22 protein-coding genes are annotated in these 24,792 nt (G+C 62.1%); 14 read left to right on the forward strand and 8 right to left on the reverse strand.

Annotation, left to right across the window (positions count from 1 at the left end; translation table 11 throughout):
* The first annotated feature begins 49 nt into the window (after window positions 1-49).
* The 7 genes from ANTHELSMS3_RS06040 (at window position 50) to ANTHELSMS3_RS06070 (ending at window position 8,661) form a co-directional block, all read left to right on the forward strand.
* The gene (locus ANTHELSMS3_RS06040; protein ID WP_094034096.1) at window positions 50-898 is read left to right on the forward strand and encodes a carbohydrate ABC transporter permease; all 849 of its coding nucleotides are present in this window, start codon (window positions 50-52) and stop codon (window positions 896-898) included.
* On the forward strand, window positions 895-2,958 hold the full coding sequence (locus tag ANTHELSMS3_RS06045) for an alpha-galactosidase (protein ID WP_094034097.1): 2,064 nt from the start codon (window positions 895-897) through the stop codon (window positions 2,956-2,958). Before ANTHELSMS3_RS06040 ends, ANTHELSMS3_RS06045 begins: the two co-directional genes overlap by 4 nt.
* Window positions 2,955-3,854, forward strand: a complete 900-nt coding sequence (locus ANTHELSMS3_RS06050) for a 2-dehydro-3-deoxygalactonokinase (RefSeq protein WP_094034098.1) — start codon at window positions 2,955-2,957, stop codon at window positions 3,852-3,854. Before ANTHELSMS3_RS06045 ends, ANTHELSMS3_RS06050 begins: the two co-directional genes overlap by 4 nt.
* Window positions 3,851-4,456 (forward strand): 2-dehydro-3-deoxy-6-phosphogalactonate aldolase, encoded by a 606-nt coding sequence (locus ANTHELSMS3_RS06055; protein WP_094034099.1) that lies wholly within the window; start codon window positions 3,851-3,853, stop codon window positions 4,454-4,456. The genes ANTHELSMS3_RS06050 and ANTHELSMS3_RS06055 overlap by 4 nt, the downstream gene beginning before the upstream one ends.
* Window positions 4,457-4,499: 43 nt before the next feature.
* Window positions 4,500-6,407 carry a beta-galactosidase gene (locus ANTHELSMS3_RS06060; RefSeq protein WP_094034100.1) on the forward strand — a complete coding sequence of 636 codons (1,908 nt, stop codon included), beginning with the start codon at window positions 4,500-4,502 and terminating at the stop codon, window positions 6,405-6,407.
* 222 nt (window positions 6,408-6,629) lie between these two features.
* Window positions 6,630-7,310, forward strand: a complete 681-nt coding sequence (locus ANTHELSMS3_RS06065) for an ABC transporter ATP-binding protein (RefSeq protein WP_094034101.1) — start codon at window positions 6,630-6,632, stop codon at window positions 7,308-7,310.
* A 37-nt stretch (window positions 7,311-7,347) separates the two neighbouring features.
* On the forward strand, window positions 7,348-8,661 hold the full coding sequence (locus ANTHELSMS3_RS06070) for an ABC transporter permease (protein WP_094034102.1): 1,314 nt from the start codon (window positions 7,348-7,350) through the stop codon (window positions 8,659-8,661).
* 17 nt (window positions 8,662-8,678) lie between these two features.
* Here the strand turns inward: ANTHELSMS3_RS06070 and cueR are convergent, their stop codons facing one another.
* From cueR to ANTHELSMS3_RS06090, 4 genes are all read right to left on the reverse strand, one after another.
* Window positions 8,679-9,068 carry a Cu(I)-responsive transcriptional regulator gene (gene cueR / locus ANTHELSMS3_RS06075; protein WP_094034103.1) on the reverse strand — a complete coding sequence of 130 codons (390 nt, stop codon included), beginning with the start codon at window positions 9,066-9,068 and terminating at the stop codon, window positions 8,679-8,681.
* Entirely contained in the window at window positions 9,065-11,533 is a 2,469-nt protein-coding gene (locus tag ANTHELSMS3_RS06080) for a heavy metal translocating P-type ATPase (RefSeq protein WP_094034104.1), read from the reverse strand. Before ANTHELSMS3_RS06080 ends, cueR begins: the two co-directional genes overlap by 4 nt.
* Window positions 11,534-11,613: 80 nt before the next feature.
* Window positions 11,614-12,798: a 23S rRNA (adenine(2503)-C(2))-methyltransferase RlmN gene (rlmN, locus tag ANTHELSMS3_RS06085; protein ID WP_094034105.1), complete on the reverse strand. Its 1,185-nt coding sequence runs from the start codon at window positions 12,796-12,798 to the stop codon at window positions 11,614-11,616.
* A 144-nt stretch (window positions 12,799-12,942) separates the two neighbouring features.
* A complete protein-coding gene (locus ANTHELSMS3_RS06090; protein ID WP_094034106.1) occupies window positions 12,943-13,470 on the reverse strand; it encodes an invasion associated locus B family protein in 528 nt (175 codons plus the stop codon).
* A 168-nt stretch (window positions 13,471-13,638) separates the two neighbouring features.
* Here ANTHELSMS3_RS06090 and ANTHELSMS3_RS06095 point away from each other — a divergent pair, with 168 nt between their 5' ends.
* Window positions 13,639-14,634 (forward strand): asparaginase, encoded by a 996-nt coding sequence (locus tag ANTHELSMS3_RS06095; RefSeq protein ID WP_254694859.1) that lies wholly within the window; start codon window positions 13,639-13,641, stop codon window positions 14,632-14,634.
* A 106-nt stretch (window positions 14,635-14,740) separates the two neighbouring features.
* Here ANTHELSMS3_RS06095 and serB read toward each other — a convergent pair whose 3' ends face one another.
* Entirely contained in the window at window positions 14,741-15,610 is an 870-nt protein-coding gene (gene serB / locus ANTHELSMS3_RS06100; protein WP_094034107.1) for a phosphoserine phosphatase SerB, read from the reverse strand.
* A 135-nt stretch (window positions 15,611-15,745) separates the two neighbouring features.
* Window positions 15,746-17,401, reverse strand: a complete 1,656-nt coding sequence (locus tag ANTHELSMS3_RS06105) for a Y-family DNA polymerase (protein WP_094034108.1) — start codon at window positions 17,399-17,401, stop codon at window positions 15,746-15,748.
* Between the two features lie 148 nt (window positions 17,402-17,549).
* Between ANTHELSMS3_RS06105 and ANTHELSMS3_RS06110 the strand changes: the two genes are divergently transcribed.
* From ANTHELSMS3_RS06110 to ANTHELSMS3_RS06130, 5 genes are all read left to right on the forward strand, one after another.
* The gene (locus tag ANTHELSMS3_RS06110) at window positions 17,550-18,662 is read left to right on the forward strand and encodes an S-(hydroxymethyl)glutathione dehydrogenase/class III alcohol dehydrogenase (RefSeq protein ID WP_094034109.1); all 1,113 of its coding nucleotides are present in this window, start codon (window positions 17,550-17,552) and stop codon (window positions 18,660-18,662) included.
* Window positions 18,663-18,857: 195 nt separating this feature from the next.
* Window positions 18,858-19,499: a PEBP family protein gene (locus tag ANTHELSMS3_RS06115; protein ID WP_094036963.1), complete on the forward strand. Its 642-nt coding sequence runs from the start codon at window positions 18,858-18,860 to the stop codon at window positions 19,497-19,499.
* 11 nt (window positions 19,500-19,510) lie between these two features.
* Window positions 19,511-20,491, forward strand: coding sequence for a YHYH protein (locus ANTHELSMS3_RS06120; protein WP_254694860.1), 981 nt, complete (start codon window positions 19,511-19,513; stop codon window positions 20,489-20,491).
* Window positions 20,492-20,651: 160 nt separating this feature from the next.
* Window positions 20,652-21,413 (forward strand): ion channel, encoded by a 762-nt coding sequence (locus tag ANTHELSMS3_RS06125; protein WP_094034110.1) that lies wholly within the window; start codon window positions 20,652-20,654, stop codon window positions 21,411-21,413.
* Window positions 21,414-21,457: 44 nt separating this feature from the next.
* Entirely contained in the window at window positions 21,458-21,892 is a 435-nt protein-coding gene (locus ANTHELSMS3_RS06130) for a GNAT family N-acetyltransferase (RefSeq protein WP_198319934.1), read from the forward strand.
* Here the strand turns inward: ANTHELSMS3_RS06130 and ANTHELSMS3_RS06135 are convergent.
* Entirely contained in the window at window positions 21,889-22,857 is a 969-nt protein-coding gene (locus ANTHELSMS3_RS06135; RefSeq protein ID WP_094034112.1) for a DUF3137 domain-containing protein, read from the reverse strand. The genes ANTHELSMS3_RS06130 and ANTHELSMS3_RS06135 overlap by 4 nt on opposite strands.
* Before the next feature lie 112 nt (window positions 22,858-22,969).
* On the opposite strand from ANTHELSMS3_RS06135, the gene ANTHELSMS3_RS06140 reads away from it, so the two are divergent.
* Window positions 22,970-23,677: an NYN domain-containing protein gene (locus ANTHELSMS3_RS06140; RefSeq protein WP_094034113.1), complete on the forward strand. Its 708-nt coding sequence runs from the start codon at window positions 22,970-22,972 to the stop codon at window positions 23,675-23,677.
* A gap of 47 nt (window positions 23,678-23,724) precedes the next feature.
* On the opposite strand, the gene ANTHELSMS3_RS06145 is transcribed toward ANTHELSMS3_RS06140, so the two are convergent.
* On the reverse strand, window positions 23,725-24,660 hold the full coding sequence (locus ANTHELSMS3_RS06145) for an AEC family transporter (protein WP_094034114.1): 936 nt from the start codon (window positions 24,658-24,660) through the stop codon (window positions 23,725-23,727).
* Window positions 24,661-24,792 lie beyond the last annotated feature (132 nt).

A 24,792-nucleotide genomic window follows, 5' to 3' on the forward strand; every position in this document is an offset into this window, starting at 1 on the left:
ACCGTTGCAGATGAGTATTTTTGCCAAGAAGAAGCAGGGGGCCTGAGCCATGTTTCCAACACCGATCCAGAAACAGAGCACGGCGGTGCAGGTCTCTTATCAGGCGTTGTTGCCACTGGCGTTGATCATGTGGCTGCTGCCGTTGATCGCCGTGGCCCTGTTTTCGATCCGCCCCTTGGCGGATTTCACCAACGGCAACTATTGGGGCATGCCCTCGTCGTTCGAATTCTTCGAGAACTACGGCAAGGTGTTTTTTGAGTCAGACATGCCGCGATACCTGTGGAATTCGGTGCTGATCACTGTGCCGACGGTGATCGGCGCGGTGGCGCTATCCTGCATGACGGGTTTTGCGCTGGGCATCTACCGGTTCAAGGGCAACCTGCTGATTTTCTTCATGTTCATTGCGGGCAACTTCGTGCCGTTCCAGATCCTCATGGTACCGGTGCGTGACCTGACCGTGTCGATTGGTTTGTACGATACAAAACTGGGTCTGATCCTGTTCCATGTCGCGTTTCAGACCGGGTTTTGCACGCTCTTCATGCGGAACTTTATCCGAGCGTTGCCACATGAATTGATCGAGGCGGCGCGGGTCGAGGGCGTCGCCGAATGGCGTATCTTCTGGTTTGTGGTGCTGCCGCTCATGCGGCCCGCCATCGCGGCGCTGTCAGTGCTGATTTTCACCTTTATCTGGAACGATTACTTCTGGGCGTTGGTGTTGACGCAAGGGCCAGGGGCGCAGCCTGTGACTGCTGGCATTACCTCGTTCAACTCCCAGTTTGTGGCGCAGTATCATCTGATGAGCGCGGGCAGCATCGTGGCCGCCCTGCCGCCAGTGGCGATGTTCTTTCTGATGCAGCGGCACTTTATCGCCGGGCTGACCCTAGGGGCCGTCAAGTGAAGGCATGGAGGCTGGATGATCCGGGCCAGACGCTTGTTCTGGTGCAAGAAGGCTCGGTGCTGCCCGGTGTGATCTATTGGGGCGCGCCTTTGCCAGCGGATGAGGATCTGGCGACACTGGCCGCGTCACAGCGGCTGGATGTGACGGGTGGCATGATGGACGCCAACGCTCGCTTGTCGATCTGTCCAGAGGCGCGGCAGGGCTGGGCCGGTCAACCTGGTTTCGTGCTGATTGGCAGGGATGGGCGGCGTGTGATGCCGACATTTAGCGCCTCTGTTGAAGCAAGGGAAAGTGAGCTGCGGATCACGGCCAAGGATGCGGACTGCGGTGTCGTCTATCACGCGCAGATCGCGCTGACCGATGACGGCATGTTGCAGACCTGGGCAAAGATCGACGCGCCGGGTTTGGCGATCGACTGGCTGGCGACGCCTGTGCTGCCGGTCTCGAGTGCCTCTGACGGGCTGATCGATTTCTCGGGTCGGTGGATTGGTGAGTTTCAGCGTCAACGCCATGACTGGCGTCCCGGTGTCCATATGCGCGAGGCGCGTATGGGGCGGTCCGGGCACGAACACCCGCCGTTCGCGATCCTCACCACACCCGGTACGACCAATTCGCAAGGCGAGGCTTGGGCGTTGTCGTATGACTGGTCCGGCGGCCACCGCATGGTGGCCGAGGAACTGCCCGATGGGCGTCGCCAAATCCAGTTTGGTCATGCCCCTGGCAGCCATACATCCGGGCAGGCCTGCACGGCCGCGCTGACCGCTTGCTATAGCGCCGATGGGCTGAACGGTAGCGCGCGCGCCTTTCAACGCCACGTTCGCGGCCTGACTGAAGGGAATGCACGGCACCCCCGTCCGGTGCACTACAACTGCTGGGAAGCGATCTATTTTAACCATGATCCCGCCGAATTGCAGGACATCGCCCGCCGTGCCGCCGATCTGGGCGCAGAACGCTTTGTGCTGGACGATGGGTGGTTCGGGATGCGGGATGACGACACCACCAGTCTTGGCGACTGGGCCGTTGATCCGCGCAAATGGCCGGACGGATTACGTCCCTTTGCAGAGTATGTGCAGGCCCTTGGGATGGAGTTTGGCCTTTGGGTTGAACCGGAGATGATCAACAAGGATAGCGACCTGTTTCGCGCGCATTCCGATTGGTTGCTTGGACCCGTTGATCAGACGCCGGGGCGGCAGCAATTCGTTCTGGACCTGTCGCAACGGGCGGTCTGCGATTACCTCTTTGATCGGCTAAACGCAGTGCTGAACGACGCGCCAATCGGCTATCTGAAATGGGATCACAACCGGTTGTTGCCGGTCGTCGATGAGCGCCAAGTGCTGATGCTGAACGCCTTGTTGGGGCGTCTGCGCACCGCGCATCCGGGGGTTGAGATTGAAAGTTGCGCCTCTGGCGGGGGGCGGATTGACCTCAACATCCTGCAACACACAGGCCGCGTCTGGTTGTCTGACAGCAACGACGCAGCTGAACGCCTGCGGATCCAGCATGACGCCGCGCTGTTCCTGCCCGCTAGCGTCACCGGCAGCCATGTCGGCCCGCGCAAATGCCACACGTCGGGCCGTATCCACGACATCCGGTTCCGCGCCTGGGTGGCCGCGCAACGCCACATGGGGTTCGAGATGGACCCGCGCGAGCTGACCGAGGAAGAGGCGCAGGTGCTGAAATCCGTTACGGCCTGGTGGAAGTCCAATCGCGATTGGCGCATGGACGCCGCCATTCTCCAGCTGGATCATGCCGACCCGGCGGTGATTGCCGAATTGCAACTGGCGCAGGACGGCAGTCGCTTTGTCGCCTTTGTCGGGCAGTCAGCGACGTCATCCCAAATCTTGCCGCGTCCGCTGTGCCTGACCGGGCTCGACCCGCAGGCGCGCTACCGGATCACCCTGCTCAATGCTGATGAGGCACCGGGCTTGTCGCGCGGCGCGCCTGCACTGAAATACGACTCCCTGACGTTATCCGGGCAGGCGCTGATGCGACAGGGCGTGGCCTTGCCCTGGCGCTTTCCGGATGGGATCTGGGTGCTGGAAGGAGAACGCCTGCCATGACCGAGACACCAAAATGGATTGCGGCCGATTGGGGTACTTCGCATCTGCGACTCTGGCCGATGGGAAATGACGACCGACCGCTGCGTCGGATAGATTCAGACCTTGGTATGTCGCGGCTGTCGTCAGAGGACTATGAACCTGCTTTGCTCAACCTGTTGGGGGATGATCTGCCCGAAGCGTTACCGGTGATCATCTGCGGCATGGCCGGATCGCGGCAGGGATGGGCAGAGGCGCCCTATGTCGAAACCCCCTGTGCCGTCCCGTTTGAGGGGACGCAGGTGACCACACGCGACCCGCGGTTGCGCCTCCATATCCTGCCTGGGATCAAGCAGATGCGCCCGCCGGACGTGATGCGCGGCGAGGAGACCCAGATCGGCGGGTTTCTGGCGAAAGAGCCCGGTTTCGATGGGGTGCTCTGCCTGCCCGGCACACACAACAAATGGGTGCATATCAGCGCCCATGAGATTGTTTCTTTCCGGACCTTCATGACCGGAGAACTGTTTGCCCTGCTTGGCGGCCAATCGGTTCTGCGCCATTCACTGGGCGGGGAAGGGTGGGACAGCGCCGCCTTCGCCGATGCGGTCAGCAACACGCTTTCGCGCCCCGCGACGCTGACGTCTTCTCTGTTCACACTGCGCGCTGACTCTTTGCTGAACGGCACCGGGGCAGATGTGACCCGCGCGCGCCTTTCGGGCCTGTTGATCGGCGCGGAACTGGCGGCGGCGCGGCCCTATTGGTTGGGGCAGGACATCGTCATTCTGGGCGAGGACGCAGTGGCCGCGGCTTATCGCGACGCACTGGCCGCGCAGGGGGCCGCCGCACGGCTCGTGCCTGCGGGCGACATCACGCTGGCGGGTCTGACCGCCGCCTACCATCATCTGAAAGACAAGATATGACCCGAGAAATTATTGCCATCCTGCGCGGACTGACAACGGCGGAGGCTGAACCGGTTGCCGACGCGCTGATCAATGCCGGCATTACCAAGATCGAGGTGCCGCTGAACTCTCCCGATCCGTTCGAAACCATACGCCGCATGATTGTGCATGCGGGGAATCGCGCGTTGATTGGTGCGGGTACGGTACTCGACCCCGTACAGGTGGGGCAGCTGCGTGAGATAGGGGCCGGGATGGTTGTTTCCCCCGACTGCAATCCACGCGTGATTGCAGCGACCAAGGCAGCGGGAATGCTGTCTTATCCGGGCGTCATGACCGCGACAGAGGCGTTTACCGCTCTGCGCAACGGGGCCGACGGGCTGAAATTCTTTCCGGCGTTCAAGCTTGGACTGGACGGGCTGTCCGCGCTCAAGGCCGTTCTGCCGCCAGAGGCCGCCACTTATGCGGTCGGCGGCGTCGGTCCGGCAGAGTTCGGCGCATGGCTCAAGGCCGGGATCACGGGTTTCGGCATCGGGTCGGCGCTGTTCAAACCGGGCATGTCCGTGCCCGAGATCGCCGACCGAGCTGCTGAAATGGTGGCAGCATGGGACGCGGCGACGGGTTGACCGCCTGTCGCACCCGTAAGACCTGTCCGCGAAAGACGCCCCGATGAAACGTACACTCGGCACCTGCTATTATCCCGAACACTGGCCCGAAGAGATGTGGGAGGCGGATGCCGCCCGCATGGCTGGCCTTGGTCTGACTTGGGTCCGGATCGGAGAATTTGCATGGTCGGTGATCGAACCCGCGCCGGGCGATCTGCGGTTCGACTGGCTGGACCGTGCGATCGAGATATTGGGGCATCACGGGCTAAAGGTGGTGCTGGGCACGCCCACCGCGACGCCGCCGCGTTGGATGCTGGATCGCTATCCCGATATGGTGGCTGTCGATGCTGAGGGGCGCGCGCGCGGCTTTGGCTCACGTCGTCACTACTGTTTTTCGCACAATGGGTATTTCGAGGAATCGAAACGCATCACCCGTTTGTTGGCAGAACGGTATGGTCGCAATCCCCATGTGGCCGCATGGCAGACGGACAATGAATACGGCTGCCACGACACGACGCTGAGCTATTCCGATGCGGCACGCCGGGCGTTTCAGGACTGGTGTGCGCAGCGGTATCAATCGACCGATGCGTTGAACCGGGCGTGGGGCAACGTCTTTTGGTCGATGATTTACGATGACTTTGACCAGATCGGCCTGCCCAACCTGACGGTGACGGAGCCCAATCCAGCGCATGTGATGGCCTTTCGCCGGTTTTCGTCCGATCAGGTGGTCCGTTTTAACCGCGCGCAGGTGGACATTATCCGCGCCCATTCCGACGCGCCGATTGCGCACAACTACATGGGGCGCGTGACGGAATTCGACCACTACAAGGTGGGCGCCGATCTGGATATCGCCTCATGGGACAGCTATCCGCTGGGATTTCTGGAGGACCGCGTTGGGCGCCCCGTCGCGGAGCAACGCGACTATGCGCGTCAGGGGGATCCGGATTTTCAAGCTTTCCATCACGATCTGTACCGCGCCGTGGGCAGGAACGGGCGTTGGTGGGTGATGGAACAACAGCCCGGTCCGGTGAACTGGGCCCCTTACAACCCCTCGCCGTTTCCCGGCATGGTACGTCTTTGGACGTGGGAAGCCTTTGCTCACGGGGCAGAGGCGGTGTGTTATTTCCGGTGGCGGCAGGCCCCGATGGCGCAGGAACAGATGCACGCGGGCTTGTTACGCCCTGACAGCGTCGAGGCCCCCGCCTGTGACGAGGTGCGACAGGTCGCTGTCGAGATTACCGATGCGCCCGAGGTGTCCCCCGCGCAGGCGTCTGTCGGGCTGGTCTTTGACTATGAAGCGGAATGGATGTGGGCGATTCAGCCTCATGCCAAGGGCGCGTCCTACTTCTCGCTTGTCTTCGACACCTACCGCGCGTTGCGGCGGGCCGGGCTGGACGTGGATATACTGCCACCTCAGGCCAAGTCGTTGGCGGGCTACAAGCTGCTTCTTGCGCCGGGGCTGATGCATCTGCCGGAGGCGTTGCAAACGGCGCTGCTGGCCAGCAATGCGCAGGTTGTGCTGGGGCCGCGCACTGCCGCGCGTGACGTGGATTTCCGCATTCCTCTGCCCCTGCCGCCCGCAGTTCCCGGCCTGCCAGTGACGGTGACGCGAGTCGAAAGCCTGCGGCCCGATATGCCAGTGCCGTTGCGCGGTGGCGGTGCGGTGCAGACGTATCTGGAAGAGTTGGAAACCACCGCCGAACCCTTGCTTGAGACCGAAACCGGTACGCCCGTCGCCGCCGGGGTAGACACTATGATCTACTTGGGCGGCTGGCTGGACGATGCGGGTCTGGATCGCTTGACGCGGGCATTGTGCGCACGCGCCGGTCTGGAGACGGTCGATCTGCCCGAAGGTGTGCGCACCCGCACCACCACGATGGAACGTTTCTGGTTTAATCACAGCTTGCAGGATCGGCAGGTTGCCGGGATCACCTTGGCACCAGCGGGCGTTCTGCGGGTGCCATTGGCGTGATCCACTGCCTGTCCCGGGGCCTTTTTCTTTGTACCGCGCTGGCCTAAGACTGCGGCGGCTCATAGCTGACTTTGGGATATTTTCCATGCGGAGTTTCTTCCGGCCGGCGGAAATGGGGTCTACGGATGCCCAGTTCCCATTTGACGCGCGTTGCGCACGCTCTAACCGGCGGTCACGGACTGGTTCGTCTGACGGGCGCAACATTCTTAGAGGTTTGAGTGGATGAGCCTGTCGTTGAATCTGTCTGACCTGACCGTTGTCGCGGGCGCGCGGACCTTGCTGCGGGTGCCATCGCTGTCGCTGCCCGCGGGATCGTTGATTGGTGTGCGCGGACCATCTGGCGCCGGCAAATCGACGCTGCTTTACGCGCTCAGCGGGCTGCTGGCGGCCAAAGGCAGCGTGCGCTGGGGGCAGACCGATCTGGCACAATTGTCTGCTGAACGGCGCACCGCCTTTCGGGCGGCGCATATGGGGCTGATCTTTCAAGACTACCTATTGTTCGAAGAACTGTCGCCGCGCGCAAATGCCAGCCTTGCGGCGCTGTTCTCGACATCCGGGGATCGGGCGCAGGTCAATGCTCGTGCCGCGGATCGGCTGGATCGGTTGGGTGTTCCACGGGACAGCCGTTCGGTGGCGTCGTTTTCCGGTGGTGAACGGCAGCGCGTGGCGGTGGCGCGCGCCTTAGCAACCGATCCGGCAATCCTGCTGGCAGACGAACCGACCGCCAGCCTTGATCGCCCGGCTGCGGACCAGTTGATCGACGATCTTGTGGCGTTGGTGCGTGACAGCGGCAAGACGTTGATCGCAGTAAGCCACGATTTGCATCTGCTTGACCGTTTAGACCGAGTGTTGACCATCCGGGACGGTCAATTGACTGACGACACCAGGGTTGGCACCGCATGATCGGCCCGAATACCCATTTCAGAAGTGATCCGACCGCATGACAGAGTACGGGAACTCGTTGCCCGTCCTTGCGCAGGACATGCTGATTGCTGCTGTATTGCTGTTGCCGTTGTTGGGTGTCGGGGTCGCGCTGCTGCGCGGTTTTCAACCCATGCCTCTGGTGGGCGCGCTGCTCTGGCGGTTTCGCTGGGCCAACGTGATGTTCGTTGTGCTGATTGCAGTGTCTATTGGTATGGGCATCGGGTTGATCGCTCAGGAGCGGGGCCTTCGCGTGGGCAGCGCGCGGGCGGCGGAAAAGTTTGATCTTGTGGTGGCCGCCCCCGGCTCTGAGTTGACGCTGATGCTGGCCTCGGTGTTTCTGCAATCCTCTGCGGTGCCGTTGCTGGATGGCGCGGTCTATGATCGGATTGCCAGCCATCCGAGGGTCGAGATCGCGGCCCCCATTGCCTTTGGCGACAGTCATAACGGCGCGCCAGTTGTCGGAACCATCGCGGAGTTTGTCACCTATCTGTCCGACGGTCAGATAGAGGGGCGCCTGTTTGCCCGCACCGGCGAGGCGGTTGTCGGCGCTTCTATCGACCTGCAAGTGGGGGACCATTTTTCGCCGGCACACGGAGTGGGTGATGAGGCCGAACATGACTCGCACGAAGCGTTTGAAATAGAGGTGGTGGGCCGAATGGCGCGCAGTGGATCGCCATGGGACCGTGCCATCCTGATCCCGATCGAAACGGTATGGGAGGTGCACGGACTAGCCAATGGCCATCCGTTTGAGGAAGGCGACAAGATCGGCCCGCCCTTTGATCCGGCCCTGTTCCCCGGCACGCCAGCGGTGATCGTGCGGGCCTCTGATATGTCGGCAACCTACGCGCTGCGGTCCACATTCACCGAGGCAGGAGAGACCATGGCGTTTTTTCCCGGCACGGTTCTGGCCAGCCTGTATCGGGTGATGGGCGATGTCCGGCAAGCCATGCAGGTTATGTCGATCGTGACCCAGATGCTGGTCGCGGCCTCGGTCCTGTTGGGAATGTTCATACTGTCGCGACTGTTTCAACGGCAACTGGCCATGCTGCGCGCGCTGGGCGCGCCGCGCCGATTTGTGATGGCGGTGGTCTGGGGCTACGGCGTTTCACTGCTGGCGGCAGGGACGGCGTTGGGTCTGGTATGTGGGTTTGGTGCGACCGCTGTGCTGTCACGGATCGTGACGGCGCGCACCGACATCCTTGTTTCGGCGACGATCACCTGGTCCGAGGTCAACCTTGCGCTTGGCTTTCTCTCGGTCACCTCGATCTTGTCCCTGCTTCCGGCACTGCTCGTGCTGACCCGACCGGTTGTGCAGGGACTCCGGCACTGAAAGGCCCTTGGGAGGGATCACGACCCTTCGGCGAGATCCTGCAAGATAGGACAGTCGGGCCGGTCGTCGCCGTGGCAGGCCTGAACCAGAGTCGACAGTGTCGCGCGCATGCCCTGTAGCTGGGCAATTTTGTCGTCGATGCTGGCGAGATGTTCCAAAGCCAGCTGTTTGACGTCCGCGCTGGCGCGGCTTTCATCCTCGTACAGACCCATCAGCAGGCGGCATTCCTCGATCGAAAAGCCCAAGGCACGGGCACGGGCGAGAAAGGCGAGCTTGTGCAGGTCGGCCTCTCGGAAGGCGCGATAGCCGTTGGTGTCGCGTGGCGGTGTTACCAGGCCAATGTCTTCATAGTAGCGGATCGTCTTGGCGGGCAGGCCCGAGCGTGTGGCGACCTCTCCGATGTTCATGCGGTCACCTCCTGCGGTTTGATTGGGTCTGGGGCGGCGGCCTCATTCTGCGCGCTTTGCAGGCGGCGCAGACGCAGGGCGTTGGTCAAGACAAAGACGGACGACAGCGCCATCGCCCCGGCGGCCAGCATCGGGGACAAAAGCAGGCCGGTAAATGGATAGAGCACCCCCGCCGCCACTGGGATCAGTGCCACGTTATAGCCAAAGGCCCAGACAAGGTTCTGCCGGATATTACGCATCACGGCGCGGCTGACGTGAAGCGCGTTGACCGCGCCTGCAACCGCACCTGACGATAGCACGACATCTGCGCTTTCAATGGCGACGTCGGTGCCGGTGCCGATTGCAAGGCCAACCTCGGCCTCCGCCAAGGCGGGCGCATCGTTGATACCATCCCCGACAAAGGCCACAGGTCCGAATTTTTCGCGCAACACGCGGATCGCGTCGACTTTGCCCTCTGGCAACACCTCGGCCTCGACGTGGTCGATGCCCAGATCTCGGGCGATGGCCTCTGCCACGGCGCGGGCATCGCCCGAGATCATGGCAACCTGAATGCCCTCATGTTTCAAAGCAGCTATCGCAGCCCGTGCGCCGGGTTTGACCTTGTCCGCGACGGCAAAGGCGGCGGCAATGACCCCGTCCACCGCAACAAGGACAGGTGTCTGCGCGTCGGTTTCCATATTGTACAAGGCGTCGGACACCCCGGTCATGTCGACGCCTTCGCGCGCCATCAAGCGGGCGTTTCCGACCAGCAGGTCCTGCCCTTCGACGCGGGCGCGCAGGCCGTGGCCGGGGATGGCCGTGACCTCTTCGGGGGCGGGGGCGTTCTGAGTTGCGTCCAGCAGGGCACGGGCGATGGGGTGCTCGGAGCCTTGTTCGGCGCTGGCGGCGAGGCGCAGGACCATGTCGGCGTCGAAACCAGTCGCAGCGACGGCGCGGACCAAGGCCGGGCGGCCCTCTGTCAGCGTGCCGGTCTTGTCAAAAGCCATGACGCGGGCCGAGTCGAGCCGTTGCAGCGCCTCGCCCTTGCGGAACAATACGCCAATTTCAGCGGCGCGCCCGGTGCCGACCATGATCGACACCGGCGTGGCAAGACCCATGGCACAAGGACAGGCGATGATGAGAACGGACACCCCGGCGACCAGCGCGTGCGTCAGGCCGGGGCCAAAGGCCAGTAAGATACCCACCGTCAACGCGGCGATGACCAGCACGGCGGGCACAAACCACAGCACCACCTTGTCGGCCAGCGCCTGAATGGGCAGCTTTGCGCCCTGCGCCTGTTCGACCATGGCGACGATACGCGACAGTACGGTGTCCGCGCCAACCGCTTCGGCCTGCACCCGCAAGGCACCTGCGCCGTTGACCGTGCCGCCGATCACCTGCCCGCCTGCCGATTTCTCGACCGGGGCCGGTTCGCCAGTGACCATGCTTTCCTCGACATAGGACCGGCCCGTGAGGACAACGCCGTCGGTGGCGATACGCTCACCGGGTCGGATTTGCAGGATGTCGCCCTTTTGCAGGTCGGCAAAGGGGATCTCGACCGTGGTGTTGTCGCGTTCGACGCGGGCCAGATCGGGCCGCAGGTTCAGCAGGTGGCGGATGGCCGCGCCAGTGCGACCCTTGGCGCGCGCCTCTAGCCAGCGACCCAGTAGGATCAGTGTGACGATGACGGCTGCGGCCTCGAAATAGACGTCTCGGGCGGTTTCGGGCAGTAGGGTTGGGGCAAAAAGGGCCACTGTCGAATAGCCCCATGCGGCCAGCGTGCCCAATGCAACCAGCGAATTCATATCCGGCGTGCCCTTGGCCAGCAGCGGCAGGCCGATGCGATAGAACCGCCGACCGGGGCCGATCAGGACCAGCGTTGTCAGGACAAATTGCACCAACCACCACCCGGACTGTCCAAGTGCACCGTTGATCCAGTGGTGAAGCGCAGGAACCAGATGCCCGCCCATGACCCCTAGGAACACGGGCAGCGTTAGTGCGGCGGCGATCAGGGTCTGGCGTTTCAGCGCGGTGGCCTCGGTTGCCTGACGTTCAGCGGCATCGGGGGCGCTGTTACCTTCCAGCGGTTGTGCCGGATACCCGGCCTTGGTGACTGTATCAGCAAGGGACTGTGCCGTGACGGTTCCGGTCAACACCTGAACATCGGCGGTTTGCGTGGTGAGGTTCACGCGGGCGGTCAACACTCCGGGCAGGTTGGACAGCGCCGTTTCGACGCGGCCCACGCAAGAGGCACAGCTCATGCCGTCGATGGTCAGGCGAATGTGGGTTTCCGCAGCGGGGTAGCCAGCGGTCTTCAGCGTGTCGCGAAGGTCACTGGCGGGCCGGTCAGTGTCCACTGTCGCCATGCGATTGGCGAGATTGACAGAGGCGCTGGTTACGCCCTCGACCCCGACCAACGCACGTTCAGCCCGTCCGGCGCATCCGCCACAGGTCATCCCAGTTACTTCGAAACGTAAAACAGCCATCTGTGGTGCCTCCTGCGACTGGATATAGGGGTTCCAGTCACGGGAAGGTAAAGGCCCGCGCGCAATTTATTTTCGCCGGATCAGGAGAGGCCGGTTTCCTGCGCGATTTGGGCGCGGGACTTGCGCGCGCGCTCTGTCGCCGATTTCAATTGTCCGCAGGCGGCCATGATGTCCTCGCCGCGCGGGGTGCGGATGGGAGAGGCGTAGCCCGCCTTGTAGATGATGTCGGCGAACTTTTCGATCCGCGACCAGTCGCTGCGCTGGTATGGCGCGCCGGGCCATTCGTTGAAGGGGATCAGGTTGATCTTGGCTGGAATGCCCTTGATCAGGGTGACCAGACGCCGCGCATCGTCGTCCGTGTCATTCACGTCCTTCAGCATCACATACTCAAAGGTGATGCGTTCCGAATTCGACAGGCGCGGGTATTCACGCAGCGTGTTCAGCAGAGTTTCGATGTTCCACCGTTTGTTGATCGGCACCAGCTTGTCGCGGACCTCATCGGTGGTGGCGTGAAAGCTGACCGCAAGTTGACAGCCGATTTCCTCGGCGGCGCGGGCGATTTCCGGCACCACACCTGAGGTGGACAGGGTAATGCGGCGACGCGACAGGGCGATGCCCTCGCCGTCCATGGCGATTTTCATCGCGTCACGAACGCCCTCAAAGTTATATAGCGGCTCTCCCATACCCATCAGGACGATGTTCGACAGAAAACGCGGGCCGTCTACACCGGTGCCGGTGCCCGGTGCGGGCCATTCGTCCAGATCGTCGCGCGCCAACATGATCTGGCCGACGATTTCGCCGGGCGTCAGGTTGCGGACCAGTTTCTGCGTTCCAGTGTGGCAGAAGGAACAGGTCAGCGTGCAGCCCACCTGGCTGGAGATACACAGCGTGCCGCGATCCGCCTCGGGGATATAGACCACCTCGACTTCATGTCCGCCGGCGATACGCACAAGGTACTTGCGCGTGCCATCGGCAGAGACCTGCTTTGACACCACCTCTGGCAAGGCGATCACAAAGTTTTCGGCCAGCATGGCGCGGTACGGCTTTGCCAGATTGGTCATCGATTCAAAGTCGCGTACGCCCCAGTGGTACAACCACTGCCACAGCTGGTTGACCCGCATCTTGATCTGTTTTTCCGGCGTGCCAGCGGTCAACAACGCCTCACGCAACAGCGGGCGGGTCAATCCGATCAGGTTCACGGGCCCCTCCGGCAGCTTGCGGGGGATGGTTACGAGATCCTGAGTGATGGGCGTCGTCGCGGTCATGCGAGGGGCTCCTGTCTGGCGCGAAGCCTGCCGTATACAGGATTCGCGGGCGAATGCCAAAGGGCCGGATGACACGAGGTCATGCGGCCCTTACTGTGTTTGTCGTCATATCATCATCCGATCCGAATTGGGCCGGACGCAGTGTCAGGAACAGCGTTTGTCCGCGTCTTCGATCGCAGCGGTAAAGCCAAGCAAGGAAAAGGTGTCCTTGGTCTCTGTCCCGCGGCTGGACACGGCGGTGACAACGGCATCAGCACCACGTTTCATCGCGGTGATCAGTTTGACGTCGTCCTGCGGGGTCGCGGGCCAGGCCCATTCACCTTCGGTGTACAGTTCAAACTCGGTTTCGCCGATGGCGATGTTGACTGTCGATCCGGGAGCAAAGGGATACCCGCCGGTAAACGCCACCTGGCCTTTTACGCCCGCTTCTGGGCGGTAGAAGACCATCAACAGGATCTCGCCCCGCGTCACGGCAACGACGCGACCGTCCTTGGTGTTCACGCTTTCCTTGTAGGTGGTCACCGCCCAGCATTCGCGCGGGCTGGCCTCTTCAAAGACCGACCAGTCCGTCATGGCGTCCACGCGCGCCGTGCTGCTATCCTGAGCGCCTGCTGCGGAGGCGCTCAGCACCACCGCCAGTGCGCCCAAACCCCGACCAAGACCTGACATCATTCCTGCCGCCTCCAGCGTTCTCTACCTCAAATGTCCCGCACGTTCCGCACGTCCCGAATGCAGGATGCATTACTGGGTTTTTATCTCGACGGCGGGACAATAGCCTGAAAGAACCGAGGCGTAAAAGCCCCAGTGGCAGATATTCGCTCAAGTCTTGGAGGTCATGACATGACAGCGGTTCCGATGGTCGAAATTCATCGCGGCCCAGTGGTCGAAAGCTGGCATTCGGGGCATGCGGTGATCTGCGACGGGACGGGGCAGATTGTCGACTGTTGGGGGGATCCGGGGGCTGTAGTGCTGCCGAGAAGCTCTTCGAAGATGATTCAGGCGTTGCCACTAGTGGCGTCGGGGGCGGCGCGTGAGGCTGGACTGGGCGCGGATCGGCTGGCGCTGGCCTGCGCCAGTCATGAGGGCGCGCCACTGCACACGCGGCTTGTCGGGGCGTGGTTGGCAGAGCGTGGCTTGTCCGAGGATGATCTGATTTGCGGCCCGCAAGCCTCCAGAGACAAGGAATTGCGCCACGCGATGATTCGCGAGGGGCACGCACCCGGACGGGTGCACAACAACTGTTCGGGTAAACACACCGGTTTCCTGACGTTGACGCAGCACCTGAAGGCGGGAGCGGACTATGTCGATCCCGCGCATCCGGTGCAGATCGCCTGTCGCACGGCGTTCGAAGAGGTGACGGGCGAAGCCAGCCCCGGTTTCGGGATCGACGGGTGTTCGGCCCCAAATTTCGCCACCACCATGACCGGCATGGCACGGGCGATGGCATTTTTCGCCAGCGCCGGGGCGCGGGGCGATGCCCAGTCGCGGGCGGCGGCGACGTTGGTCGACGCGATGATGGCCTATCCGCTGTTGGTGGCCGGTGAGGGACGAGCCTGCACGCTGCTGATGCAAGCCGCGACAGAGCCTGTCGCCATCAAGACCGGGGCTGAGGGCTTTTTTGTCGCGATCCTGCCCAAACGCGGCATGGGGATCGCGGTCAAGATCGCCGACGGCGCGACGCGGGCAGCGGAATGTGCGATCGCGGCCTTGCTGGTGCGGCTAGGCGTGCTGGAGGCCGGGCACCCGGATGTGGGGCGGTTCCTGAACCCGCCGGTACGTAACTGGGATGGGTTGGTTACCGGTGAGATCCGGCCTGTGGCCGGGTTGGCGGGGTAAGGTTTGCGGCTCGCGCCTCGGGCTTGACCCAGGGCCTGTGCCAGCCTTGTATAGGGATTGTCCGGCGCACTGTTGAGGCCCCGGATCAAGTCCGGGGCGTGGGGCGTCAGGTCTTGATGAAATCGCTTTTGGCGTAGCCTTGCAGGTACAGCAGCGCCGTCAGATCGCCGTGGTTCACCCTTAGATCACATTCTGCCTGAACGCTGGGTTTGGCGTGCAGGGCGACACCCATGCCCGCGCGGCCCAGCATGCCAAGGTCATTGGCACCGTCGCCCACGGCGATGACATCCGCCTCTGTGATGTCTTGCCGGGCGGTGATCTCGGCGAGGGCCTGAATCTTGGCTTCACGTCCCAGAATTGGGCGTCCGACTTCACCCGTGAGTTTGCCGTCTTTGATGAGCAGCGTGTTGGCGCGGTGTTCGTCGAAACCCAGCAGGGCCGAGACACGGCTGGTGAAGGCGGTGAACCCGCCTGAGACGAGCACACAGCGCGCGCCCCGCGCGTGCATCGTGTCCAACAGGGTCTTGCCACCGGGCATCAAGGTGATGCGGGTTTGGACCACCTTGTCGATCACTGATTCCGGCAAGCCCTGCAGGAGCTTGACCCGTTCGATCAGCGCTGCCTCGAAGTCCAGTTCGCCGTTCATGGCGCGGGCGGTGATGTCCTTGACGTGAGCACCGACGCCGGCCTCTTCGGCCAGCTCATCTATGCATTCCTGCTGGATCATGGTGCTGTCCATATCCGCCAGCAGCATTTTCTTGCGTCGGTTTTCAGCGGGCAGGATATTGAGATCGGCCATGTCGGCGATTGAAGTGCGGATTTCTTCGAGGTTGGCGGGCGATGTTTGCAGCGGAAATTCCGCAGCCTCATCGGGGCAAAGCCAGTCCGCACTGCCGCCGCCAAGCGCGTTGCGCAGGGTGTCTACCAACGTGGGATCGAGATGCCCGGGTTTGGTGATGAGTGAGGCAATGAACATGGACGGCGCTCCTTTTGTCGGAGCGCTTTTGGCATGGGTGGACGTGCTTGGCCAGTGGCGGCGGGGGCGCTGCCCCCGTCTCCCTTTGGTCGACTCCCCCGGGATATTTCAGGACAGAAGAAGCGCGGTAGGTCGTCAGGCAAAACTGCCGTGGCAGAACCAGCCGGGTGAGGTGCTGCCGCCGTGGGCGTAGAACAGCCAGAGCCGGTCGCCGCGGTCAGTGTCGATGCGCCAGTAGTCGCGCGGGCCCGAGCGCCATTCGGGAGTGTCGAGCCACCATTCCGGCGCGATCCGTTCCGGCCCGCTTTGCGCCTTGGACTGCCAGTTGCGACCGCGCCAGCGAAAGGCCTGTGGCGGGTTGGGGCGATCAGATGTGGACACCGGCTCTGGCGGCCAGAGCAGCAGCGGGCGGGTCATGTGTGGTGTGGGCCAGTCGTACGCGGCCTCTGACCATGCGGCGGCGAGGATCAGGGCGGATTTCTCGGGGATATGGCTGGCCGCGGGGGCGCGGCGGGTGATCGCCTCCATGCCCAGCCGTGCGCCGAGGCGGCTGGTCAGATCCTCCAGTGCGGCACCGCTTTGCAAGCGGCGGGTGCCGTGTTGGGCGGCCTCCAGGTGGCCGCTGCGGGTGAGGACGTGTTGGGGTTCATGGTGGGCGGCCTCTATCCGGAGCATGTCGATGCCGGGGCCTGCGTCAATCTGGTCAAGCTTGAGTCGGATGAGCGGCATCAGCCGGTGCGCTTGTGCGTTGGCGGTGGCACTGGTGACGGTGAACCATTGCATCAGGTGGTCACAGCGGTGCGCCTCTATCCGCAGGGTGCGGACGCCGCGCGCCTTGGCGTCGAGCGTGGCGCAGAGCCTTTGTGTCATGCGCGAAAGGGCCTCTGCCACGTCGTCCTCTAACCCGATAGGATCGGGAAAGGACATGCGCACGGCAAAGCGGTCAGGCGGGGCGGCGGGTGAGACGGGTTCGGGCACGGCCCCGGTGGCCTGATCCAGACGGTCCACAAGACCCTGGCCAAAGCGGCGGGCCAGAGGCGCGCGGGGCTGAATCAGCAGATCACCGACGCGGCGCAGCCCGAGGCGGGCAAGCTGTTCGGTCACCGGCGGGTCAAATCGGAGCGCAGCGACGGGCAGGGGCACCAGCGCATCGCGGGTTTGGCCGGTCGGGGCGATGCGGGAGTTCGTGTCGAGGGATGTCCGAGATGTGGGGACGGTGCCGCCGCGGTCCCAGTGGCGGCGTTTGCCCGCCCGGGCGCGAGTGGCGGGGGCCTCTTGATCGATGGCATCGCCAGAGCGGGCGTGGCCTGCGTCCTGTCTTGAGAACCGCGCCAGTGCCCAGGCCCCGCCCAGCGTGTCGGCGATACCAAAACAAACCGTCAGGCCCAGATCGGCGCAATCCTGTGTCACCTGTTTTGCCAGTCCCTCCTCTCCGCCAAACAAATGCGCGCAGCCGGTGAGGTCGATCACCAGCCCGTCCGGCGCATCGGGGGCGACCCATGGCGAAAATTTTCCCGCCCAACGGTGCAATGTGCCCAGAAACGCCGCTTCGCGCTGCGGCTGGGCGGGGCGGGTGATCAGCCCGGCGCACATGGCGTGGGCGTCGCGCAGCGGCTGGCCACCTCGCAGCCCGGCCTGCGAGGCGGTCAGAGACAGCGCGCCCAGCACCTGAGCGGCACCGTTCTGGGCGACGGTGGCAAAGGGGACCTCTGCCAGATGTGGCTCAACCCGGATCAGCCGTTCGGCGCCGAGGCGGGGAAACCAGAGCGAGAGGATGCGGCGGTTGGGCATGGGACTCGGGACTATTTGTTCTCTTTTTGTTCTAGTCATGAGGTGGCGCAGAGTCGAGTCCGGCGGCGGACCTGTCGAGGCGGTGCTTGCGACCCCGGAAGGATTGCCGCAGTGTCAGGGCAAACCGCAACACCGAAGGAAACAGGACATGCGCACACGGGCCGCAGTGGCATTGGAAGCGGGCAAACCGCTGGAAATCATGGAAGTGAACCTAGAAGGCCCGAAGGCGGGTGAGGTTCTGGTCGAGATCAAGGCGACGGGCATTTGCCACACCGATGAGTTCACCCGGTCCGGCGCGGACCCGGAAGGCCTGTTCCCCGCGATCCTTGGACATGAGGGCGCGGGCGTGGTGCTGGAGGTGGGCGAGGGCGTGACCAGCCTGAAGCCGGGGGATCATGTGATCCCGCTGTACACCCCCGAATGCCGTCAGTGCGAATACTGTCTGAACCCCAAGACCAACCTTTGTCAGGCGATCCGGACGACGCAAGGCCAAGGCGTGATGCCGGACGGCACCTCACGGTTTTCGATGCTCGATGGGACGCCGATCCTGCACTACATGGGCTGTTCGACCTTTGCCAACCACACCGTCCTGCCGGAAATCGCGCTGGCCAAGATCAACCCGGACGCGCCCTTTGACAAGGTCTGCTACATCGGCTGCGGTGTCACCACCGGCATCGGCGCGGTGATCAACACCGCCAAGGTCGAGATCGGCTCACGCGCCATTGTCTTTGGTCTGGGCGGGATCGGGTTGAATGTCGTGCAAGGGTTGCGGTTGGCCGGGGCCGACCAGATTGTCGGAGTCGATCTGAACAACGACAAGCAGGCCATGGCCGAACATTTCGGCATGACTGATTTCGTGAACCCCTCAGAGGTCGACGGCGATTTGGTGGCGCATCTGGTCGAACTGACCAAGGGTGGGGCCGATTACACCTTTGATGCCACAGGCAATGTCAACGTCATGCGCACGGCGCTGGAGGCGGCGCACAAGGGGTGGGGTGAATCCATCGTCATCGGCGTTGCCCCTGCGGGGGCCGAAATCAGCACCCGACCGTTCCAGCTGGTGACGGGCCGGGTTTGGCGCGGAACCGCCTTTGGCGGGGCAAGCGGACGGACGGATGTGCCCAAGATCGTCGACTGGTATATGGACGGCAAGATCGAAATCGACCCGATGATCACCCACACGCTGACGCTGGACGAGATCAACAAGGGATTTGACCTGATGCACGCGGGGGAATCGATCCGCGCGGTTGTGGTATTTTGAACCGGGCAGCGGGGTGAACTCCGCCTAACGCCAACTGGAAACGCCGGACCCGTGAGGGGCCGGCGTTTCGTTTTGTGGGGCATATCCGCCAGACAAGGCGATTTGTCAGTTAAAGTGGAGATGTGGCGACAAAAATCTGCTCGCGCTACGTTAAACGAAAACGTCTCACAGACGACGCACAACAAGGATCGCCATATGATACGCGCCATTTTAACCGCAGTAGCATTCGCCCTTTCCACCACCGCCCTTTCGGCGGAGACGTTTCTGACCGATGTTTGGGCAGACAATTGGTTCGAACTGCGGGTCAACGGAGTACAGGTCGCCGAAGATAGCGTGCCGATCACGACGGAGCGGTCTTTCAACGCAGAAAGCTTTGAGTTTGATGCAGAGCGTCCGTTTGTCGTTGGCCTTGTCGCCAAGGATTTCAAAGAAAACGATACTGGGTTGGAGTACATTGGCAGCCGACGCCAGCAGATGGGCGACGGTGGGGTAATCCTCCAGATCAAGGATGCCTCTGGTACTGACGTTTTGGTCAGCGACGCGGATTGGCAATGTCTTGTCATCCACACAGCGCCTTTGGACAAATCTTGCGAAGGGGTGAGCAATCCAGTGGTAGGCGAAGGGGCTTGTACCTTTGAAACTTTGGACGCCCCGGCGGGGTGGGATCTGGCTGACTTCGATGCCTCGGACTGGGATCAAGGCACTGTTTTTTCTGCGGATGAGGTCAGCCCCAAGGGAGGCTATGACGACATTCGGTGGACGGATGCAGCAAAACTGATCTGGGGGCCGGACCTTGAGCAGAGCAACACGGTTCTGTGTCGGGCGACTGTCGAATGATGCGGCTGTCCATGACACGCAAGGGCCCGATGCCGCCTACCGTTTTGTCCGCTGTGACGGTGATTGCCGTCAGCTTCGCTGGATCTGCGGCCCTGGCCCATGACGATCACTGTGCCGCAATAGCGGCTTCAGTGGCTCAGGCGGGTTTCAACGACAGGGTGAGTGTTTCCTGCACGGAGGACCATGCGGTCATTTCCTCTGACACCTATCCGGATCACGATCTGATGACGGGGATCGTCGGAACGAATGAGCAGGTGCCTGTTCCTGCGAAGTATGCCGCACCGATCCTCCTGTCGCCGGTGCTAGGGCAGACGCCATTAACCCGCGACGCAGCGCTTGGCGTTGCGGTGAATGGGGTGCCGATCTACGACTACACCGGCGGTGGCGAAATGAGCGTAGCTGACCTTGCGCACCATCAAGCGCAGCACGATACGGTGCAAACCGGGCAGCTTGATATCTGTGGTGGCCATGCCGGGCGCGGGGACGATTATCATTATCACGCCAAACCCACCTGCATGATCGAGACAATGGCCAATTCGGGCAACGATGCCATTATCGGTTGGGCCTTTGACGGATTTCCGATCTATGGAGACGTCAATCCCGACGGATCGGAAATTGCAGAGGGCGCGCTGGACATTTGCAATGGACAGCCGGACGCAGTGTTTGGCTATCGCTATCACACCTCGCCGGATGCGCCTTATGTCGTGCAGTGCCTGATGGGTGTTGTATCAGATTTTGACAAACTGCCCCGCGTACGCCCGCTGGAACATGTTTCAGGCGACAAGCTCGGACCGGGCAGGCCGCCCCGTGGCGGTGTCGATGATCTTGTCTTCTCACAGAAGGACGACGGGCAGCGGAGTATGGATTACACCTATCAGGGTGAGGACTATTTTATCCGTTATGCGCCAGCGGAAACTCCCGGTTGCTATGATTTCCAGACGCGCACAGTAACCAATGGCGGTGAGGTGAAGTCTGGTGAGTTTTGCCGATGATCGCAATGGCGTGACAAGATACGCGACCTTGTCAGGCGTGGCGGTGTGAGACACCGGTGGCAACTTGATGCTTGCGGCAGCGCTCCGGCACGGAGACCGGGTGCCTTCCCCTCTTTTGCAATCCATCCTACCATTTGGCAACGCCACAGAAGGACCTGCAATGCGCCGCACGATCCGTGAGCTATACGTCGGCGACAGTGACCGGGCGCATCAGTTCCGCTATGCGCTGCTGAGCTTTGATGTCGTGACGATCCTCTTTGTGATCGTGACGTCGTTTACCCACCACGGCCCCTTCGTCGAGGCAGTGGATGCAGTGTTTGGCGTCATCATTTTGGCCGAGTTCAGCGCGCGGTTCTGGATCTCGACCAACCGCGTGCGGTTGATGACGCGGATCGTGACGATTGCCGATCTGATCGCGATTGTCTCATTCCTTGCGCCTCTGGCCGGTGAGGGGCTGGGGTTTCTGCGGGTGATGCGGACGCTGCGATTGTTGCACACCTATCACCTGTCACGACAGCTGAAGCGGGATTTTCCTTATTTCCGGCGCAACGACGACGTGATCCTTGCGGTGCTGAACTTGAGCGTCTTCATCTTCATTATGACCGGACTGGTCTACGCCACCCAGTACATGGTCAACCCGCAGATCGGGAACTACGCCGACGCGCTCTATTTTACGGTCACTGCATTGACGACAACGGGCTTTGGCGACATCACCTTGCAAGGCCCTTGGGGGCGGATGATCTCTGTCGTTGTGATGATCTTTGGCGTGACGCTGTTCCTGCGGCTGGTGCAGGTGGTCCTGCGGCCGGACAAGGTGCGGCACGAATGCCCGACCTGCGGGCTGGTGTTGCATGATGCGGATGCGGTGCACTGCAAACATTGCGGCGAGGTGGTGCACATCAAGACGGAAGGACAAACGTGATTATTCGAGAGGCAGTAGGCACAGACCGTACCGGCGTCTGGACGATGTTGGAGCCGGTGTTCCGCGGCGGCGATACCTACGCCATCGACGCGGATATTTCGCGCGACGATGCGCTGGCCTATTGGTTCGGGCCAGAGCGGCGGGTCTTTGTGGCCGAAGATGACGGCGCGCTGTTGGGCACCTACTATATCGTGCGCAATCAAAAGGGCGGGGGCAGCCATGTCTGCAACTGCGGCTATGTCACCTCTGACGCGGCGCGGGGCCGGGGCGTCGCGCGGGCGATGCTGGCGCATTCGCTGGACATTGCGCCACAGCTTGGCTTTCGCGCGATGCAGTACAACTTTGTCGTCGCCACCAACACGCGCGCGATCGAGACTTGGCAGCGTGCGGGATTTGACGTGGTCGGGCGCCTGCCCGGGGCATTCAGGCACCCGGAACAGGGGTTTGTCGACGCGCTGGTGATGTACCGGGCGCTTTAGCCGTGTAGCCGGTCTATGATGCGCCGGATCAGAGCCATATCGTCAAATACACCATGCAGTTCCTCGGTGATCGCATCGACTGGCTGATTGATCTTGGCCATTTCCAGAAACGGTTTGGTCCGTGATAGCGCCAGCCAGAAATCGGTGCCCTCAAACGCGGCGACCATGCCGGAGGTGCCGCCTTCGGACTCTGCCTTGCCGATGGCGGTCAGGTTGTCCAGAAACGCGGGCGGCAGATAGTTTAGCACGCCGTCGGGAGATTGGGCATGCAGCTCAAAGTCCTTTTCGAACTCGGCATGCCCGGTTTCGACACGGGGCATTCCGCGAGTCTTGTCGGACGAAAAGAAACCCGCCAGCTTGTTCAGGGTGCGGCCAAAATTGCGCGCGATCAGGATGCGGGTCGGGGCCGGATGCGGCAGGGTGATGCGGAACAGCAGGCCCTGAAAAACCGTGGATTCGTTGGAAGAGCTGTTGCTGTTGCTCTTGGTGCGGGTCGTCAGCTTGGCCTCGACCATTTCAAAGCCGGTGCCGCGCCATGTGCCGGTCATGTGATCCTCTAGCTTTGCGTTGTCAAAGCCGCGAACCAACCCCATCTCTTTCGCCTGCGTGGCCGAAAAGCTGTTGGAGGCCTTTCGGTCATACTGCATGTCGCCCAAAAAATCGCAGACGGCAGGCATCACGGTTTCGGCCACCTCGCCGGACCATTTTTTGGATTGGCTGCCGCGGATTGCAAAGGCGGGGATGAGAAAGAACACCACGACAATAATGCCAATGACGATGTCGCTCCAGATCGCCAATGCGCCGCCGATCACCGCGCCGACGGCCATCGTGATGCCGAAATTGCGCCAACCCGCCTTGCGCAGTTCGGCGCGCTTGGCCTCCAGCGCGTCCAGTTGCGGGGCGACCCGTTGTGCAAAGACCTCTGCAAAACCGGCCTCGATAGGGGATTTTTCTATGAATTGCATGGCGTTCCTAATGGCTGTTGTCTGAAATACCTGTCAGACTGGGGCCTGAGGACACCATGCTGGCAGGTCCGTCTTGCCCGACAAAGGGGCGACCGAAAAATGCGGAGACCCAATGGCAGATAATACACTTTTAGCCGTGCTGATCGATGCGGACAACACTTCTCCCAAGTACACCAAGGCGATCTTTGATGAGATCGCAATCCTTGGAGAGGCAAGCGTCAGGCGGTGTTACGGCGACTTTTCCAGTCAGCAGATGGCGGGCTGGAACAAGGTGCAGGCAGAATTCGGCATCGTGCCGCATCATTCACCGGCCAATACTGTCGGCAAGAACGCCAGCGACATCGCGCTGGTGATCGATGCGATGGACCTGATGCATACGGGCCGGTTCGACGGTTTTGTACTGGTCAGTTCGGACAGCGATTTCACCCGTCTGGCCAGCCGTATCCGCGAACAGGGGCTAGAGGCCTATGGCATGGGGATGCAAAAGACCCCCGATGCTTTCCGCAAGGCCTGCAAGCGGTTCATCTTTCTGGAAAACCTCGATTCCGCACCGGAGAAATCCACCGGATCGAAACCGGGCAAGGTGCATGACCTGACAGCGGCGCGGGATCTGATCTTCAAGGCGATGGAGTCGATTGATCAGGACGATGAATGGTATCGTCTGGGCGACATCGGTCAGGTGATCACCGCCGCCAACCCAGATTTCGACACCCGCAGCTTTGGCAAGCGCAAGCTGTCTGATCTGGTGGCGGAACTGAAAGTGTTCGAGACCCAGCGCAGCGCCACCGGCAACCAGCTTCTGTTGCGGCGGGTCGACTAGGCGGGGCAGGGGGCTGCTATCGCCGCCGCGTTCGTAGCGCGGCGGTGTCAGTCGATCCAGCCAGTGACCGTGGCAATCACCGCGCTGACGGTCAGGATGCTGACAGCCGTGGAAATCAGGATGGCTGCCGACACCCGCTGTGGTGCGATGCCGTAGTGCTGCGCCAGAATGAACACGTTGCCCGCCACGGGCAGCGCGGCGGCGGACACGGCGACGGCGGCGCGATAGGCATCGATCGGGAAAAAGATATAAACCCCCAGCCCGACAAACAGCGGATGCAGGATCAGTTTGGCAAAGCTCAACCAAACGGCAATCTGGACCCGCTCGGCAGATTTTGAGGCCAAAGACGCACCGATGGCGAACAACGCGCCGGGGGTGGCGGCATTGCCCAGCGTGGTGAGAAAGCTATTGGCGGTTTCGGGCACACCCAATCCGCTGGCAGATACCATGAGACCCAGACCAATAGAGACGATCATCGGGTTTTTCAGGAGCCCGGCCAGCAGTTTGCGCAATATGCCAAGGTGCATGCGCCCCTCACGCGCGCCGGTCACCATTAGTGTCAGGAGCGAGGAAAACACGATCAGGTCAATCGACAGGATCAGGATGATCGGGCCGACCGCCTCTTGTCCCAGCAACAGGGCCAGCATCGGCACGCCAAGAAAGCCGGTGTTGCCAATAGCGGCGCATTGCGCCTCGATCGAGGCGGTGGACAGGTCCAGCCCGCGCAAAAAGGCGACCGCCATGCCCAATCCCCATGTAAAGGCGGTGCCCCAGAGATAAGCAGCTGCAAGGCGCGGTTCGAATATCTCGTCAAAGCGCAAATTGGCGGAAAAGCGGAACAGCATCGCCGAGAGCGCAAAGTAGAAGACGAACTTTGTCAGGCTGGCGCTGGCCTCTTCGGAAAAGAAACGCGACTTTGCCGCGCCGTATCCCAGCGCGATCAGGCAGAAAAAGGGAACGGTCTTTAGGAAGATATCCAGCATGGGCATGTCGTAGCATGGGGGGCGGTGGCGTCAACGGCGCGGCGGCGTTGACAGTGGGGGCTTTGGCGCCGGATCATGGGTGCATGACACCGGGAACGACCTTTTTAACGCGCGACGAGATTCGCAACCTGT

It is taken from the genome of Antarctobacter heliothermus (assembly GCF_002237555.1).
Lineage (GTDB): Bacteria > Pseudomonadota > Alphaproteobacteria > Rhodobacterales > Rhodobacteraceae > Antarctobacter > Antarctobacter heliothermus_B.